This is a genomic window from Desulfarculus baarsii DSM 2075 (assembly GCF_000143965.1).
Lineage (GTDB): Bacteria > Desulfobacterota > Desulfarculia > Desulfarculales > Desulfarculaceae > Desulfarculus > Desulfarculus baarsii.
In genome coordinates this window covers 3,296,136-3,314,167 of sequence record NC_014365.1, presented here as the reverse complement: position 1 = coordinate 3,314,167, position 18,032 = coordinate 3,296,136, and the positions used below count along the sequence as shown (strand labels likewise).

Genomic DNA, 18,032 nt, shown 5'->3' with positions numbered 1-18,032 from the left:
GACCACGAGCAAAAGGGGAGCCTGGGCGCGCCGGGCTCCCCGCGATTTTTTCGATCGGCGCGGCCGCTAGCGGCCCTTCAGGCCCAAGATGGCCCGCGCCTCGGCCGGCGTGGCCGTTTCCAGCGAAAATTCGGCCAAAATGCGGCGCATCTTGAGCACCAACTCGGCGTTGGACGTGGCCGGCACGCCGCGGGCGAGGTTGAGGTTGTCCTCCAGGCCCACCCGGCAGTGGCCGCCCATGAGGGCGCTGGCCGTGCAGATGGGGAATTCCATGCGCCCGGCCCCAAAGGCGCTGAATTGATAGTTGCGCGGGCCCAGCAGGCGGTCGGCGGTTTGCCTGAGGAACAGCAGGCTGTCCAGCGTGGCCGACATGCCGCCCAGAATGCCCAGCACGAATTGCAGATACAGCGGCGGCTTGAGCAGGCCCTCGGCCACCATAAACGCCGCGTTGTCCAACTGGCCGGCGTCGTAGATTTCCAGCTCGGGCTTGACGCCGGCCTGGGCCATCATGGCCAGGATTTTTTCCAAGTCACCAAAGGTGTTGCGGAAGATGTTGTCCTTGGAGGCCTCCAGCATCAGCGGCTCCCACTCGTGCAGCCAGGCGGCGTGGCGCTTGGCCATGGGGTGCAGGGCGAAATTCATCGAGCCCATGTTGAGCGAGGCCAACTCGGGCTGGAAGCGGGGCACGACGGCGGCCCGCTGTTCGACAGTCATGCTGAGGCCGCCGCCGGTGGTCAGGCAGATGATGGCGTCGCAGCCGGCCTGGATGCGCGTGACGATCTGCTCGAACAGGGCCGGATCGGCGCTGGGCATGCCGCTGCGCGGGTCGCGGGCGTGGATGTGCACGGCCGCCGCGCCGGCCTGGGCCGCCTCGATGGCCTGGTCGGCGATCTGCTCGGGGGTGATGGGCAGGTGCGGCGACATGGTCGGGGTGTGGATGGCCCCGGTGATGGCGGCCGAGACGATGACTTTGCGCTCCATGAGGGCCTCCCGGTCTGGGGCGGCCCGTCTGGCCGCCGATTACTTTAGCATCTGGGGCAGGGTGACGAAAAAGCGCGTGCCTTCCTCGGGCGTGGAGCTGAAGCCCACTTCGCCCTGCAGGTAGCGGGTGGTCAGCAGGCGGATGCCGTAGGTGCCCAGGCCCCGGTGGGGGCCTTTGGTCGAAAACGAGCGGCTGAAGATCTTCAACTGATCGTCGTGGGGGATCACCTGGGGATTGTGCACCCAGAACGTCAGCTTGCCGTTTTCGTGCAGGCAGCCGGCGCTGATGGTCTCGCCGGGCTGGCTGGCCTCCAAGGCGTTTTTGAGCATGTTTCCGATCACCCGGCGCAGCAGCCCCGCGTCAGTGACCAGGCTGACCTTTTCGCACCCAGGGTCCAGTTTAATCGTCCGGCCGCGGGCGGCGGGATGATTTTCGTGCTCCTGGATGATTTTCTGAAGGAACTCCTTGCTGCCGCACAGGGCCGGGTAGACTCGCAACTCGGCGCTTTCGGCGGCCAGCAGGTCTTTTTGCGCGGTGATCTCGTCGATGAGCTTGCTGGTGATGTCGCGCACGACCTTGGCGTGCTCGGCCAGGTGGCCCTGCTCGGAGTCGCAGAGCAACTGGGCGAAGCCCGAAAGCCCGCCGGTGGTGTTGAGGATGTCGTGAAAAAAGATGCGCTCCAGGGCTCGCCGCCGCCGTTCGTGGCCGATGTCGTGGGCGGTGAAGATGGTGAAGCGCTGGCCGTCGACCTCCATGGGCGAGGCGAAGACGCGCAGGTCCATGTCCTGGACGTCTTGCGATTCCGGCGAGTCGCAGCCACGGCGCAGGGTGCATTCGCCCATGGTGGCCTCACCCTTCTGCGCCGCCAGGATCGAAAGCACCGCCCCGCAGTGACGGCACGACTCGGTGGTGCCGCAGCCGCCCAGGGTCTCGCCGGCGTGGACGCAGCCCAGCGCCTCGCCCGGCCGCTGGCCCAGCAGGTCGTCGAGGCTTTGGCCCAGCATGCTCAAAAGCGCGGCGTTGGCCAAGACGATCTGGCGATTGCCGTTGAGGATCATCACCGCCTGGGGCACATGGTCGAGCACGTGCCTGGTCAGCAGGTGGTTCTCGAACACCTTGGCCTGGGCTATTATCTCGTCCCGCGAGCTTTTCTCGGCCGGGGCGAAGGCCGTGGGCAGGGGCAGAGCGCACATCTTGGGCTCCTTGTGCGGGTTGCGCCGATTCCGCTATTTTATACGCAGAGCGGCGGTTCCCTCAATAGATGATAGCCGCCCACTTGCGGGCTGGCCGCGACGGCTGTTACTTTTTAGGCCGCGGACGGCCGCGGCCCCATGCCGGGGCGCGCGCGGGCCATCCGGGGAGGCGAGATCGATGCGGCTGCGCGTGACGACGGCCCTGACCCTGGCTTGGGCCTTGCTGCCGGGCCTGGCCCTGGCCGGCCAAGACCAAGAACTGACCGAACGGATCAAGGCCGCCCTGCGGGACAATCCCGAGATCGTCCTGGAGGCCCTGCGCCAGCGGCCGATCCAGGTATACGACATCGCCGTGGCCGGCGGCGAGCAAAAACGCGAACAGGCCTGGCGCGAGCAGATCGCCGCGGCCATCAAAAAACCCATCGCGCCCGAGGTGGGCGGGCCAAGGGCCGTGCTGGGCCGGGCCGACGCGCCGGTGACCATCTTCGAATACACCGATTTTTCGTGCCAGGCCTGCGCGCGCAACGCCGCCATGGTCCTGGACCTGCTGGAGGCCCAGCCCCAGCGCGTGCGCGTCTTCCTCAAGCATAGCCCCTCCGACGAATACGCCCGCACGGCGGCCCTGCACTTCGAGGCCATCGCCCGCCAGTCGCCGGTCAAGGCCTGGCGCTTCCAAGAACTGGTTTTTCAACGCCAGGCCGCGTTGCGCAAGGCCGGCCCGGCCGCCCTCCAGGGCCTGCTCGACGAACTGGCCGTGGAGCCAAACGCCCTGGCCAAGGATCTGGCCGACCCGGACCTGGCCAAACGCATCGATGACGACATGGCCGAAGCCGAGCGCTTTCATATCAAAAACACGCCGTCGTATGTCATTAACGGCGTGCTCATCGAAGGCGCGGCCCCCAAGGAGGCCGTGCTGAAAGTCATGGAGATGATCGAGGCGGCCGAGCGAAAACAGCCCTGAACCGCTGGCGGCGGTTGCCTTGGCCGGCCCGGCGGGTTAAACTGTCGGCCTGTCGGAACATGGTTTTTTGACGAATACGCGGTTTTGCGCCGGCCACGGAGGGATTTCACGCCATGAGCCAACTCGCCCGCGCCCTGGCTGGGCTGGATTGGGCCGACCCGCGCCTGATCGGCTGCCTGCCCCTTTATCCGCCGCGCGAGCTCTTCCACGGCTTTGGCCTGAAGCCCGTGGTGCTGTGGGGCCTGGCCGAGCACGTCCCGGCCCTGGACAAGGCGGCGGCGCATCTGCAAAGCTACGTTTGCGCCGTGGCCCAGTGCGCCAGCCAGGCCGTCTTGGCCGGGCCCGGCGCGCGGTTGGGGCGTTTGTTTTTTTACAACGCCTGCGACACCATCCGCAATCTGCCCGAGATTTTGCTCCAGGGCCGCGCCGGCGGCAAGCCCTTGGAGCTGCTGCGCTGGCATCTGCCGCAAACAACGGCCGGCCAGGCCGAGGCCACGGATTATTTTCGCGGCCAGGCCGCCGCGCTGATCGGCCGGCTGGAGCAAATCAGCCAGGCCCGCTTTTCGCCCGAGGCGTTCATGGGCTCCTGCCGCCTCTACGACCAGGCCCGCCAGTTGCTGACCCAGGCCCAGGCCGCCCTGGCCCTGGGGCGGCTGTGCTTGGCCGATTTTGCCGACGTGGCCATGGCCGGCTGGTTTTTGCCGGTGGAGGAGCACATCACGCTGCTCGATGAACTGCTGGCCACGGCCGGGCCGCCGCCACCAGCCAGCGGCCCCCGCGTGGTCCTCAGCGGCATTTTGCCGCCGCCGGCCGACCTGTGCCGGGTTCTGGACGAGGCCGGCCTGCGGGTGACGGGCCTGGACGTGGCGGCCCTTGGCCGTTCTTACGCGCGTCGGCCCGCGCCCATGGCCGATGCGGCCGATTATTATCTGGCGCTTTTCGCCGGCCACGCGCCGTGCCCGACGCTGCTGGCCAGCGCCGGCCGCCGCTTTGATCACGTGGTCGAGCTGTGCCGCCGGTCCCAGGCCGACGGGTTTATCTTTGTCGGCGAAAAATTCTGCGAATACGAGTGGTTCGACATGCCGCTGCTGTTCGAGCGCCTGCGGGGGGAGGGCCTGCGTTGCCTGGCCCTGGAGATCGCCCCCGGCGGCGGCGACGGCGCGGCCGCCCTGGCCAACCGCGTGCAGGCCTTCGCCGAGATGCTGGCCCAACCCCCGGCCGGAGAAAAGTCATGAGCACCAAGCTGGCCCTGAGCGCGGCGGCCAATCTGCGCCGCATCGTCAACGACAATTATCTGCGGGCCCATCAAGGGGCCGCCGCCGGCAAGTTCGTGGTTTGGGCGGCGATCATCGTGCCCCTGGAGCTGCTGCACGGCTTTGACCTGGTGGTCTGCGTGCCCGAAAACCACGCCGCCATGTGCGCCGCCCGGGGCGTGGGGGCCCAGCAGTGCCAAAAGGCCGAGGCCGCCGGTTACTCCATGGACCTGTGCTCCTACGCGCGCATCGATCTGGGCACGGCCCTGGCCGGCGGCGAGGGCTCGCCCAGCATGGGCCAGCCCCGGCCCAACCTGCTCATCTCCGACAACAACAACTGCTCGCTTTTGGTCAAGTGGTTCGACGCCGTGCAACGCATGAGCGGGGCCGGGCATTTCGTCATCGACGCGCCCTTTTGCTACCAGCCCCAGCGGCCCGCGGACACCCGCTACCTGGAGGGCCAACTGCGCGCCATGATCCGGGCCATTGAGGGCCTGACCGGCCAACGCTGCGACATGGACAAGGTCGGCCAGGCCATGGCCTACAGCGACCAGGCCTGCGCCCTGTGGAAAAAGCTGCTGAGTCTGGCCCAGAGCCGGCCCGCCGGCATCACCGCCTTTGACACCTTCGCCCACATGGCCCCCTACATCACCTCGCTGCGCGGCACCAAGGAACTGGTCGATCATCTGCGGCTTTTGGTCGACGAGATCGAGTTGAACATGGCCATGGGCAAATGTCCCGTGCCGGACGAGCGTTATCGCCTGCTGTGGGACAACATCGCGCCATGGCATCAGTTGCGGGCCATGTCCAGCCGCCTGGCCGGGCTGGGCGCCAACATCGTCAGCGCCACCTACACCGCCTGCCTGGGCTCGCTGGAGGGCCGGATCGACCACTACCCCTACGACGGCGGCGATCCGCTGGCCTATCTGGCGCGCATGCAAAACTTCTCGGTGTGCCCCCACGGCCTGGAGCTGCGGGCCCGGGCCATGGCCGCGCTGATCGAGCGCTACGGCGTCGACGGCGTGATCTTTGGCAGCAACCGCAGTTGCAAGGTCTATTCGGTGATGCAGATGGACCTGCAACGGTTGATGGCCGCGCGCTGCGGCGCGCCGGCGGTGATGATCGAACTGGACCACGCCGACGGCCGCAAGTACAGCGAGGAAGCGGCGTTTTTGCGCATCGAGGCCCTGCTGGAGGCCATCGACGCCGGCCGGACAATGCCGGCGGCCTGAGGGCCATTGGTGACGATTTGGCGACAAAACAACCATCGCGCTCAAACCCCAACGGATAAGGGTGACTTTTCGCGGGCGTTGCTCTAAAATAGGCCTCGCTTCGCCGCCTCATATTTTTCTTCGGCGGGTTGGCCTCTGGCGGCCGATCCGTGGAGCGCCCCCATGTCTAGCCCAAAAAGTTGTTTGTTAGCGTGGCTGATCGTGGCCGCGTTGGCGCTGTTGTCGGCTTGCGACGGCGCGCCGGCCGCCGACACCAAGGAGGCCAACGGCCGCAATCTGCCGGTGGTCCAGGTGCTCAAGATCGAGCCGACCACCATGCTCGACGCCTTGATCCTGCCCGGCGAGACCGAGGCTATCGAGGACATCGTCCTGGCGGCCGAACACGCCGGCCGGGTGGAGACCGTGACCGTCAACGACGGCGACAAGGTCAAAAAAGGCCAGATCGTCGCCGAGATCGACGTGGCCGCCCTCAAAACGGCCCTGGACCGGGCCAAGGCCAACTACAACATGGCCGCCGACCAGGCCAAACGCCGCCGGCCGCTGATCGACAAGGGCGTCATCGGCCGTGAGGAGTACGACAAGGTCGAGACCGCCCGCCTGGTGGCCCAGGGCGAACTGCGCGAGGCCCAGGTGCTTTACAACAAAGGCTTCGTGCGCGCGCCCATCGACGGCCGCGTCAACCACCTGCACGTCGACGCCGGCGAGTTTGTCGATAAGGGCAACCCCGTGGCCGACATCGTCAACACCGACCAGATTCGCGTCAACGTCAGCGTGCCCGAGCTGGACGTGCGCTATATCAAGGTCGGCCAGCCCTCGCGGGTGACCATGGACGCCATGCCCGGCCGCCAGTGGTTCGGCCGCATCGACTTCGTGGCCTTCAAGGCCGATCCGGCCACGCGCACCTTCAAGGCCAGGGTCGTGCTGGATAACGCCGACGGCGCCATCCGGCCGGGCATGATCTGCCGGGCCGGCTTCCTCAAGCAAACCATAAACGACGCCTTGGCCGCGCCCCTTTCGGCCTTGGTGGACAAAGGCGGCGAGCGCCTGGTCTTCGTGGAGAAAGACGGCGTGATCCAGGCCCGGACCATCGAAATCGGCGTGATCGAGGCCGAGCGCATCCAGATCGTCAAGGGCCTGGCCCCCGGCGACAACCTGGTCGTCTCGGGCCAGGAAGACATCGAGGACGGCATGAAGGTGCGCGTGCGATGATCGTCAACCACTACGCCCTCAAGCGCCAGTCGGCCGTGCTGGTCCTGCTGGCCATGATCTTCATCACCGGGCTCTACGCCTACGACGTGCTGCCTCGCGAGGCCTCGCCCGACGTCAAGATTCCTTACGTCATCGTCACCACCACCTTCGAGGGCGTGGCCCCCGAGGACATGGAAAAGCTCGTCACCATCCCCATCGAGCGCAAGCTCAAGGGAATCAACGGCATCGAGGAGGTGCGCTCGACCTCGGCCGAGGGCATTTCCAACATCGTCATCAAGTTCACGCCCAAGGTCAGCAGCGAAGACGCCGTGCAACGGGTGCGCGACAAGGTCGACCAGGCCAAGCAGGATCTGCCCAAGGATCTGCCCGACGACCCGGTCATCGACGAAGTCAGCTCGTCGGATTGGCCGATCCTGCAGGTGGTGCTTTCGGGGCCGCTGAGCCTCAAGCGCCTGCAGGTCTTCGCCGAGGAGTTCGAGGACCGCATCGAGGCCATCCCCGGCGTGCTCGACGCCAAGATCGTCGGCGGCCTGGAGCGCGAGATTCACGTCTTGTTCGACCTCGACCGCGTGCGGGCCTACAACGTGCCCTTCAGCAGCATGATCGAGTCGGTGGTCCAGGGCAACGTCAACATGCCCGGCGGCACCATGGACATCGGCGATGGCAAATACATGGTCCGCGTGCCCGAGGACTTCCAGCACCCATCGGACATTTTTAGCATCGTCGCCTTCGTGCGCGACGGCAAACCCGTTTACCTGCGCGACGTGGCCACCATCGTCGATCATCAAAAAGACGCCACCACCCGCAGCCGCATCGACGGCCGCCAGAGCGTGACCATCGAGGTGACCAAGCGCTCGGGCGAAAACTTGCTGCGCATCAACGACCAGATCAGGGCCCTGACCCAGCAGATGCGCCACGAATTGCCGCCCAGCCTGGAGATCAGCCTCACCGCCGACGCCAGCCACGACGTGCGCAACATGGTGGCCGAGCTGCAAAACAACATACTCTCGGGCCTGGTGCTGGTGCTGGTGGTGGTCTTCGTCTTCATCGGCGGGCGCTCGGCGGTTTTTATCGCCGCCTCGATCCCGCTGTCGATGCTGATCACCTTCGCCCTGCTGTGGGCGCTGGACATCACGCTCAACATGGTGGTGCTCTTCAGCCTGATTCTGGCCCTGGGCATGCTGGTCGACAACGCCATCGTCATCGTCGAGAACATCTATCGCCACATGCAGGAGGGCAAGAGCCGCCTGCAAGCGGCCATCGACGCCACCGACGAGGTGGCCTGGCCGGTGACCACCTCCACCCTCACCACCGTGGGCGCGTTTTTCCCCATGCTTTTCTGGCCCGACGTCATGGGCGAGTTCATGGGTTATCTGCCCAAGACGCTGATCTTGGCGCTTTCGGCCTCGCTGTTCGTGGCCCTGGTCATCAACCCCGTGCTCTCGGCCCGCTACCAGACGGTCAAGCACCTGCCGCCGGCCGACGAGGGCGGCGCCGAACGCCTGGGCCTGGTCAAGACGGCCTACAAACGCACCCTGGAGTGGGCCCTGGATCATCGCCCGAGCGTGGTGGGGCTGTCGTTTGTCATGCTCATCGCGGTGATCGTGGCCTACGGCCTGTTTGGCAAGGGCACCGAATTTTTTCCCGACGCCGATCCCAACCGGGCATTCGTCGACATCAAGGCCCCCGAGGGGGCCAACCTGGACGCCTCCGACCGCATCGTCAAGCAGGTGGAGGAGGTGCTGCGTCAATACAAGGATCTGCGCCACGTCATCGCCACGGTGGGCTCCACCAGCGCCGGCTGGGAGTCCAGCGGCGTGGGCACGCACATCAGCCGGGTGGTGATGGATTTCAAGGACTTTCACGAGCGCTCGCGCCCGTCGTCGGAGATCGTCGCCGAGGTGCGCGACAAGCTCCTGGCCAAGATCAGGGGCGCGGAGGTGCGCGTCGAAAAAGAAGAAAACGGCCCGCCCACCGGCCCGCCGATCAACCTGGAAATTTCGGGCAAGGATATCGACAAGCTGGGCGCGCTGGCCGCCGAGGTCCGCCGGCGCATCAAGGACATCCCCGGCCTGGTCGACCTCAAGGACAACTACGTGCGCAGCAAGCCCGAGATAAAAGTGCTGGTGGACAAAGAAAAGGCCGCGTTGCTCTCGCTGGACACCTACACCATCGCCTACACCGTCAAGGCCGCCATCAACGGGGCCAAGGCCGGCGTCTACCGCGAGGGCAAGGACGAATACGACATCATCGTTCGCCTGCCCGAAAAAGACCGCCAGTCCATCGAGGGGCTCAAGCGCGTGACCATCTCCGGCCCCAGGGGCGAACCCATCCCCCTGACCTCGGTGGCCACCATCAGCCTGGGCAGCGGCCTGGGCTCCATTTCGCGGGTCGATCAGCGCCGAGTGGTCACGGTTTCGGCCAACAACGACGGCCGCCTGGCCAACGACATCATCGCCGAGATCCGGCCGCGCCTGGCCCAGGTGAACTGGCCCAGGGGCTATGAATACGCCTTCACCGGCGAACAGCGCGAGCAGGAAAAATCATCGTCCTTTCTGGGCAACGCCTTCCTCGCCGCGTTGTTGATCATTTTCTTCGTGCTGGTGACCCAGTTCAACTCGGCGGTGACGCCGCTGATCATCCTCACCTCGGTGGTGCTGTCGCTGATGGGCGTGTTTTTCGGCCTGCTGGTGACGGGCACGGCCTTTGGCGTGATCATGACCGGCGTGGGCGTGATCAGCCTGGCCGGCGTGGTCGTCAACAACGCCATCGTGCTCATCGACTACTACAACCAACTGCGCCAGGGCGGCCTCGACATCCGCCAGGCCCTGATCCAGACCGGCCTGGTGCGCTTTCGGCCGGTGATGCTGACGGCCATCACCACCATTTTGGGGCTGCTGCCCATGGCCACCGGCGTCAGCTTCGACTTCGTCAACATGCGGCCCGACATCGGCGGCGAGTCTTCGCAGTGGTGGGGGCCCATGGCCGTGGCCGTGGTCTTTGGCCTGGCCATGGCCACCATGCTCACGCTGGTGGTGGTGCCTGTGCTGTGTTCGCTGGCCGACGGGGCCAAGCTGCGCCTGGCCAACTGGCGGCGGGCCAGGGGAGAGCGGGCCGCCAAGAAGGCGTAGGCCGGCGCGGTCAAAAGCGCGTTTTTTCTTTGTCGCCCAGGCCACGATGTTGTAAACCGTGGCTTGGGCGAATTTTTTTGGCGCGGCCGGACCGAGCCGCCCTGGGACGCAAGATTAGCCGATGACCAGACCTCCAGCCGATATCGCCTGGTTGACGGCCATCACCGTGACCGTGGCCGTGGTCAGCGCCGGCGGGGCGGCGCTTTTGCGGCGCTACGCCCTGGCCAAGGGCATGATCGACGTGCCCGGCCGACGCAGCAGCCACACCGTGCCCACGCCACGAGGCGGCGGTCTGGCCGGCGTCTTGGCCTGGCTGATGGCGGTGGCGGCTTTTTGGACCTGGCTGGGCCTGGACGAGGCCTGGGCCGGGGCGCTATTGCTGGGCGGCGGGCCGTGCCTGGCCGCCGGCTGGCTGGAAGACCGGCGCGGCCTGCCCATCGGCGCGCGGCTGAGCCTGCACGTGCTGGCGGCGTTGGCGGCGCTGTGGTTCGCCGGCGGCCCGCCGGTGTTGGAGTTGGGAGGCCTGCGCCTGGAAGCGTGGCCGTGGGGCTGGGCGCTGGCCGTTGTGGGGCTGTGCTGGTTTGTCAATTTGTTCAACTTCATGGACGGCATCGACGGCATCGCCAGCTTGCAGGCCATCTGCGGCGGCGGGGCCTTGGGCCTGATGCTGGCTTTGGGCGGCATGTGGCCGCCGGCCTTTTGCGCCTGGGCCCTGGCGGCGGCGGCGGCGGGTTTTTTGCTGTTGAACCGGCCGCCGGCCAAAATTTTCATGGGCGACGCGGGCAGCTACGGCTTTGGTTTCGGGCTGGCGGCCCTTGGCCTGCTGGCGGCGGTCAGGGGCGGCGCGCCGCTGGCGGCGGTGATCATCTTGCAGATGGCCTTTTTGTTCGACGCCACGCTGACCCTCTTGCGCCGCCTGCTGCGCGGCGAGGCCGTCCACCGCGCCCACCGCGAACACTACTACCAGCGGGCGGTGCGGGCCGGGCTGAGCCACGGCCAGGTGGACTTGGCCGTGCTGGCCATCAACGCGGCGTTGATCGGCCTGGCCTTGGCGGTTTATTTCCGGCCCGGGCTCTGGCCACCGGCCCTGGCCCTGGCCCTGGCCATCGTGGGGGCGGCCTGTTGGGCCGTGACCGGGCTGGAGCGCCGCGCGGCCTCGCCCGCCGGCCGACCCCGATTGGAGCGCTGATTCGGCGAAATGACCGCGGCAAAACTCAACGCCAAATTCAAAACGCTGGTGCGCCGCCTCGAGCAGCGCCTCAAGGGGCCGGTGTTGGCCATCCGGCGGCCGCTGGTGGTCTGCCTGCATCTGCTGGCGGCGGCGGCCTCGTACCTGTTCGCCTTCGCCCTGGTCTACGATTTCGCCATTCCGCCGGCGGTGATGAAGGTCGTGTTGGGCACGCTGCCGGTGATCGTGGCCTGCCGGGTGGCCGGGTTTTTGTATTTCGACCTGTTCCGCGGTCTGTGGCGTTTCGTCACCATGAGCGACGTGCTCTCGATCCTCAAGGCCAATTTGACTTCCAGCGCGATGTTCGCCGTGGCGCTGTTTTTCATATTGGGCCACGGCCTGGGCGGTCTGCCGCGCAGCGTCCTGCTGCTGGACTGGTTTTTGTGCACGGGCCTGTTGGTGGCCCTGCGCCTGGCCTCGCGGCTCTACCGCGAGACGTTTCACATCCACCAGCGACCCATGCGGGAGGTCTCGCTGGCCATCATCGCCGGGGCCGGCGGGGCCGGCTTCCGCCTGGCCCAGGAGGTCAAGAACAACCCCCTGCTGGGCCTGAAGGTGGTGGGCTTTCTGGACGACGAGCCAACCAAGAAGGGCGTGGCCCTGATGGGCATCCCCGTTCTGGGCCGCCTGCGCGACCTGGCCGAGGTGGCCAATCGCGCCGAGATCTCGACCGTACTGGTGGCCATGCCCTCGGCGCCCATGGACGTCCAGCGTTGGTTGCAACGGGAATGCCGGTCGCTGGGCCTGTCGTGCCGGGTGCTGCCTTCCACCCAGGACATCTTTGGCCACCTGCCGCTGTGGAGCCAGATGCGCGAGCTGGACCCGGAAGAGATCATGGGCCGGGCGGCGGTGCGCCAGCGAGATGAGCATTTCAGGCTTTCGTCGTTGAGCGGCAAGGTCGTGCTGGTTTCCGGCGCGGCCGGCTCCATCGGCTCGGAGATCTGCCGGCAGTTGGCCCGCCGCGACCCGCGTCTTTTGATCATGCTCGACCAAAACGAATCCGGGCTCTACGATCTGGACCAGGACATGAAGTTTCTGGCCAAGGATCTGCCGCGCCAGGCCGTGGTCTGCGACGTGGTCGACCGCCACAAGGTCGAGGCCGTCTTTGACCGCCAGCGCCCCGAGGTGATCTTTCACGCCGCGGCCTACAAGCACGTGCCGATGATGGAGGCCGAGCCGGTGGAGGCCCTGGCCGCCAACCTGCTGGGCACCTACCACCTGGCCAGGGCGGCGGCGGCGGTGGGGGCCGAAAAATTCGTGCTCATCTCCACCGACAAGGCCGTCAATCCCGTCAGCGTCATGGGCATGACCAAGTTCGCCGCCGAAAAGGTCGTCGAGGCCTTCAACGGCGGCGGATGCGCCTTCGTGGCCGTGCGCTTCGGCAACGTCATCAACAGCAACGGCTCGGTGGTGCCGCTTTTTCGCAAGCAGGTGGAGCAGGGCGGGCCGGTGACGGTGACCCATCCCGAGGTCAGTCGCTTTTTCATGTCCATCGCCGAGGCCGTGCATCTGGTGCAGGCCGCCGCCGACATGGGCCACGGCGGCGAGGTGTTTCTGTTGGACATGGGCCAGCCGGTCAAGATCGTCGACGTGGCTCGCAAGATCATCGCCGCCGCCGACCCCATCCACGCCGGCCGCGTCGAGATCGTCTTCACCGGCCTGCGGCCCGGCGAAAAGCTCCACGAGGAGCTCTATTGGCAGGGCGAGGGCGTGCGGCCGACCCCCCACCCCAAGATCAAGGCCCTGCTCTGCCAACGGCCCGATCTGGCCGAGTTGGAGCGCCACATCGCGCGCATCGGCGAGATCAAGCGGCGGGCCGATGACCAGATGGCTAGGCAGTTTTTGCTGGATTTCGTCGCGCGTTTCAACGCCTGAGCTTTTTGGGCCCGAGCTTTTCGGCGGTCGGCTCGGTCCGCCCTCCCCGGCAATCGGCGTTTTTTTGCCTTCCAGCCTTGGTCTGGCCGTGCCGGGCGTGGCATTATGCCTTTGATGCATCGCCGATCATTTTTCGACCGCGAAGGAGGGTTTCATGAACTGGCTGCGCGTTGTGCTGTGGCTTTGCCTGCTGATGGCCGTTACGGCCGCGACAATGATGTGGTTCGACGTCACGGCCGAGGCCACGCCGCAACCTTCGCGGCCGGTCAACGACAAGAGCGCCTACGCCGGCGAGCGCGCGCGCCAGATCGACGCCATGGTGGCCAAGGCCGCGGCGGCCATCGAGGAACAGGGCCAGGCGACGTTCGTCGCCATGAACGCCAGGCAGGCCCCCTGGTACGACGCCCAAAGCGGGCTCTATGTTTTCGTGCGAGACGAAAGCGGCGTGTTGGTGGTCAACGGCGCGTTTCCCGAAAAGATCGGCCAGAACACCGGCTTGGCCAACAAACGCTCGGCCAATTCCCACCAAAGGCTGCTGGATGGCCCCCAGACGCAACTTTGGTACCACTACGACTGGCCCGATCCGCAAACCGGCAAAATACGATGGAAAAGCGCTTTGTTGCGTTTGACCAGGGCGCCGGACGGCAAGCGTTACGTGGTCGGCGTGGGCGACTTTGACCTGCCCATGGAGCGGCGCTTCGTCGAGGAACTGGTCGAGGAGGCGGCGCGGCTGGTGGCCCAAAAGGGCCGGGCGGCCTTTGAGCTGCTGGCCGACCCCGAGGGCCCCTTTCGTTTCGGCGACATTTACGTGTTCATCGACGAGCCCAGCGGCGTGGAGATCTTCAATCCGGCCTTCCCCGACATCCAGGGGAAGAACTGCGTCGAGCTGAAGGACGGCTTCGGCAACTATTTCGTGCGCGCCTACATCGACAAGGCCATGCGTCAGGGCGGCGGGTGGACCCGCTACAACTGGCCCCGGCCAGGCCAGGTCAAACCCTCGCTGAAGTACGCCTACACCCGCCAAAGCACCATGGACGGCAAGCCGGTGATCGTGGGCATGGGCATCTACCTCGACCAGCCCCTGGACCAGAAAAAGCGCGCCGTCCAGGGCAGGGCCGAACAATTGGCCAGCCTGGCGGCCCGGCTGGGCAAGTATCAGCAAGCGCGCATCAGCGAGATGCTGCGCGGCTATCTGATCGAAAACCCGGGCGTCCACGGCGTGGCCTGGATCAGCGCGCCCCAGGCCGACGGCGCTCAGCCGCTGGTGGACATCCAGTTGGCGCGGGTCAAGGGCTACGGCCTGACCCAGGAAAGCCGCGTGGATTTCCCCTTTGAGCGGTTGACCTGGCTGCGCGAGGCGGCCCGCAGCGGCAAGCCCGCCTGGACCCAGGCCCGCTACGACCAGTTCGACCCCCAGGGCGACGCCCAGATCATCTCCTACGTCACGCCGGTTCTCGACGCCAAGGGCCAGGTCAAGGCCTTCATCGCCAGCGACCTGCTCGTGCGGCCCGACGCCCCCGTCCGCCAGGCGCAACTCGACCAACTGGCCGGGGCCATACAAGGCAAGATCGACGAGGTGATCGACCAACTGCGCCAAACCGCCGCGGCCATCTGCCCGGTGGGCCTCGGCGGGCCCACCGCCCAGGCCTTGCTGGATCAGCTCTACCAGAGCCGGCCTTATTTCTTTTCCACCCTCACCGTCGATGAGGACGGCGTGCTGCGGCGGGTGGCCCCGGAGGCCTTCGCCGCCGCCGTGGGCAAAATGACCGGCGACCCGGTCTCGACCAGGGCGGTGATCACCAGCGGCAAGCCAGTGCTGACCAAGCCCTTCGCCACCGCCGAGGGCTTCGTGGCTTGCGCCCTGGGCTGCCCGCTGCCCTGCAAGGCCAATGGCCGCGACGGCCAGGTCAGCGTCACCTTGAACCCCACCGACCTGGCCGCCGAGGCCATTCCGGCGCAGTTGGCGCGCAACTGCTTTATTCTGCGGGCCGACGACGGCTTTTTCGTCTACAGCGACCGCCGCGAGGACATCCACCGTTCGGTGCTTTCCGACCCCAAGTTCCAGCGGCTCTACCCCGAGTTGGCCAAGCTGGGCCAGGACATCGTCAGCCAGCCCCAGGGCCGGGGATCCTACGCCGCCAGCGATGACGACGGCAACGCCGTGCGGCGCGACTGCCTGTGGCGCACGGTCAACTTCGCCAACCAGCGGTGGCGCGTGGTGTTGTTCTGGGCCGATTGAGCCGGGCCGCCCTCAGCGGGCCAGGCCTTCCAGATAGGCCTTGGCCTGGCCGTGGATCGTCGGCGAAGCGTCCGCCGCGACCTGGGCCGCCACTTCCTCCAGGGCCTGGGCGGCCCAGCCTTGCAAGGGCTGGCGCAGCCTGGCCACGTGCTTGAGGGCGCTAAGCATGCGGCTGGCCGTGGTCGTGCTGACCTGGGCCAGGTCCACGACCTGCCGGCCCAGCCAGGCCACGCCTTGGGCCGTCCACAGGGCCTTGTTGTTGGCGGCCATGGGCACGTAGAGGGCCCGGGCCCAGGTGGGCTGGCAGATATCGAAGCTGGGCCTCCGGCGCTCGCGCTCGATCTGCTCAAAGACGTCCGGCCGGTCGCCGCCGGCGATCACCCGCAGATAGTTGGCGTAGCCGCTCAGGTGGCCGTGCATGTCGTGGTAGGCCCGCTCCAGCAGATCCAGCCGGGCCGGGTGCGACGAGCGGTTGAGCAGGGCCAGGGCGCCCACGCGCTCGCTGGCCTTTTTGGCCGTGGCCAGGCAGTGCAAGATCAACTCGTGGCTGGCCGGGCTGTCGTCGCTGGCGATCAGATCCAACAGCGTGGCCGCCAGCATGCGCTCGGCGATGCCGTCCTTGGGCGTGGCGTCGGGCACGTTGGCGCGGGCGCGCTCCAGGGCCGCGACCAGTTGCGCGCGCCAGCGACCGTTCACGGCCTTTTTCAGGCGCTCCTGGGCCGCGACCAGTTCGGGATGCCAGGTCAGATAGGCCCGATCCAGGGGTTGTTCGTCGATGCGCAGGAAATAGGCTTTCAAGGCCGGCGGCAGGGCCTCGTCGGCCAGAAACAGGCCATACATCGCCAGCCAATCTTCATCCAGGGCCGCGTCGAGCTCATGCAGCAGGCGCACGCGCTGGCGGTCGGTCAGGCGGCGCATGGCCTCCAGGCGGTTGAACTCGTCGGGGTCGAGCCGGGCCTGTTGGGCCAGGGCCTGGTTGTCCAGGCCGTCTTGCTCGAAAACGCCATAGAAAGAGTAGCCGCGGTTGATGCTGGCCAGGGCCGGGGTCTGGGTCAGGCCCTCGAAGACGACCTCGGCCTCGTCCTGGCGCAGCTCGATCACCCGCGCCGTGCCGGCGATGTCCTGGCCGCGCTCGTCGACCAGGGCCAGGCTGATGGGCAGATGAAACGGCCCCACGCCCTGGGGGCGGCGCTGCTCGAGCTTGATGACATAGCGGCCGGCGGCCGGGTCGAAGCTGGTGGCGGCGCGCACGGTGGGATAGCCGATGGCGTGCAGCCAGTGGGTTTTGAACTGGTTCAGGTCGCGGCCGGCGGCCTCCTCGAAGCAGGCGAAGAACTGATCGCTGTCGGCGTTGGCGTCCTTGTAGCGCGCGAAATAGAGGCTCTTGCCGGCGCGGAAGGCCTCTTGGCCCACGATCAGGCGCAGCATGCCGATGACCTCGGCGGCCTTGACGTAGGTCACGCCGTCGATAAGCTCATCGGGGTCGTTGAAGCCATCGCGCACGATGCGCCCCACGTGTCCGCCGTCCTCCAGGGCCAGGGGGCCCAAGAGCGGATCGCGGATGGAGTCGACCTCGCGCAGGCGGGCGAAGGCCGCGCCGAACTGGTCGGCCATGAACTGGCGTTCGACGTCGACGGTGTAGGCCTCGTTGAGCCAGACGTCGAAGGGGGTGGCCATGGTCGTTTCGCTGCCGCACTGGTTGTGCTCGAACTCGTGGACGATGACGGCGTGGGCGTATAGCACCATGGGGTCGAGGGTGTGCTCGTCGATGAGGGCGGCGTCGGTGACGATGGTCGTGTTGCCGACGTTCTCCATGCCGCCGAAGTTGGATTTGCCCATGCAGATGGTGCGGTAGGCGTCGTTGGGATAGAGATAATCCTGGGTGCGGGCGATCCACTCCACCGACTGCTTGGCGATGGCCATGGGCAGGCGCGCGCCGGCGCTCTGGCCGGGCGGCACGAGATACTCCAGGCGCACTTTGTGGCCGTTTGGCAGCGTCACTTCGTCGGCCAGCTCGTCCCACGCGCCGGCGCAGGCGATGAACAGATAGGGCGCCATGGGCACGGGGTTGTGAAAACGGATGATCCGGCGCGAGGGGTCGCCGGGCTTGGGCGTGGGCCGGCCGTCGGGACAGAGCGCGCGGTCGATGTTGCCGTTGGAGATCATGTGGGTGTAGCGGGCGTCGCCTTCCAGGGTGGTGGTCATGGCGCACTTGGCTCGGCAGTCGTCGAAAATGGGCAGGATGCGCTGGAAGCCCCACTGCTGGCATTGGCTCATGTATTGCTGGGGCGCGCCGGGCGGGGTCACGTCGCGGTAGATGCCCTCGAGGATGTGCTCCGACGGCCGGCACGCGCAACGGATGCGCACGCGGAAGACCTGGTCGGCGATGACCGGGTGCTCCAGATAAACCACCAGCTTGTCGCGGTCTGTTTGGTAGTCGTATTCCAGCGGCCAGCCCGTGGGCCAATCGGCGCTCTGCACGCGCTCGACGGCCTGGATCTCCAGATCCTTGGCGTCGAGGGTGATCTGGTCGAGCCTTTCGACGGCGGCCATGTCCAGGCAGATCTGGCCGTCGACGCGCTCGGGCCAGAAGCTCAGGTGGATGTCCAGCCGCCGCAGGCGCACGGGCAACGGCCCGAAATCTTGGCGATGATATTTGAACTTGCGCTGGCTGGCCATTGGCTCACCTCCAGGGAAGACGAGGGACAACCGCACGGCCCGGGCCAAAC

Annotated in this window: 11 protein-coding genes; 8 read left to right on the top strand and 3 right to left on the bottom strand. The window is 66.9% G+C overall.

What is annotated here, in order from left to right; all coding sequences use genetic code 11:
• Positions 1-66 precede the first annotated feature (66 nt).
• Positions 67-981, bottom strand: a complete 915-nt coding sequence (locus DEBA_RS14985) for a BKACE family enzyme (protein ID WP_013259789.1) — start codon at positions 979-981, stop codon at positions 67-69.
• A gap of 39 nt (positions 982-1,020) precedes the next feature.
• On the bottom strand, positions 1,021-2,175 hold the full coding sequence (locus DEBA_RS14980) for an ATP-binding protein (RefSeq protein WP_013259788.1): 1,155 nt from the start codon (positions 2,173-2,175) through the stop codon (positions 1,021-1,023).
• A gap of 178 nt (positions 2,176-2,353) precedes the next feature.
• Between DEBA_RS14980 and DEBA_RS14975 the strand changes: the two genes are divergently transcribed.
• The 8 genes from DEBA_RS14975 to DEBA_RS17405 all read left to right on the top strand — a co-directional run bounded on the left by DEBA_RS14975 (position 2,354) and on the right by DEBA_RS17405 (position 15,303).
• Positions 2,354-3,136, top strand: a complete 783-nt coding sequence (locus DEBA_RS14975) for a DsbA family protein (protein ID WP_013259787.1) — start codon at positions 2,354-2,356, stop codon at positions 3,134-3,136.
• A gap of 113 nt (positions 3,137-3,249) precedes the next feature.
• Entirely contained in the window at positions 3,250-4,371 is a 1,122-nt protein-coding gene (locus DEBA_RS14970; RefSeq protein WP_013259786.1) for a 2-hydroxyacyl-CoA dehydratase subunit D, read from the top strand.
• A complete protein-coding gene (locus tag DEBA_RS14965) occupies positions 4,368-5,621 on the top strand; it encodes a 2-hydroxyacyl-CoA dehydratase subunit D (protein WP_013259785.1) in 1,254 nt (417 codons plus the stop codon). The genes DEBA_RS14970 and DEBA_RS14965 overlap by 4 nt, the downstream gene beginning before the upstream one ends.
• Before the next feature lie 162 nt (positions 5,622-5,783).
• On the top strand, positions 5,784-6,830 hold the full coding sequence (locus DEBA_RS14960) for an efflux RND transporter periplasmic adaptor subunit (RefSeq protein WP_013259784.1): 1,047 nt from the start codon (positions 5,784-5,786) through the stop codon (positions 6,828-6,830).
• Positions 6,827-9,961 (top strand): efflux RND transporter permease subunit, encoded by a 3,135-nt coding sequence (locus DEBA_RS14955; protein ID WP_013259783.1) that lies wholly within the window; start codon positions 6,827-6,829, stop codon positions 9,959-9,961. The genes DEBA_RS14960 and DEBA_RS14955 overlap by 4 nt, the downstream gene beginning before the upstream one ends.
• A gap of 121 nt (positions 9,962-10,082) precedes the next feature.
• Positions 10,083-11,150, top strand: coding sequence for an MraY family glycosyltransferase (locus DEBA_RS14950; RefSeq protein ID WP_013259782.1), 1,068 nt, complete (start codon positions 10,083-10,085; stop codon positions 11,148-11,150).
• Positions 11,151-11,159: 9 nt separating this feature from the next.
• Complete coding sequence (locus tag DEBA_RS14945; RefSeq protein ID WP_013259781.1) at positions 11,160-13,064, top strand: nucleoside-diphosphate sugar epimerase/dehydratase; 1,905 nt, start codon at positions 11,160-11,162, stop codon at positions 13,062-13,064.
• Between the two features lie 154 nt (positions 13,065-13,218).
• The gene (locus DEBA_RS17405) at positions 13,219-15,303 is read left to right on the top strand and encodes a cache domain-containing protein (RefSeq protein ID WP_013259780.1); all 2,085 of its coding nucleotides are present in this window, start codon (positions 13,219-13,221) and stop codon (positions 15,301-15,303) included.
• Between the two features lie 12 nt (positions 15,304-15,315).
• On the opposite strand, the gene DEBA_RS14935 is transcribed toward DEBA_RS17405, so the two are convergent.
• Positions 15,316-17,982, bottom strand: a complete 2,667-nt coding sequence (locus tag DEBA_RS14935; protein WP_013259779.1) for a DUF3458 domain-containing protein — start codon at positions 17,980-17,982, stop codon at positions 15,316-15,318.
• Positions 17,983-18,032: the final 50 nt, after the last annotated feature.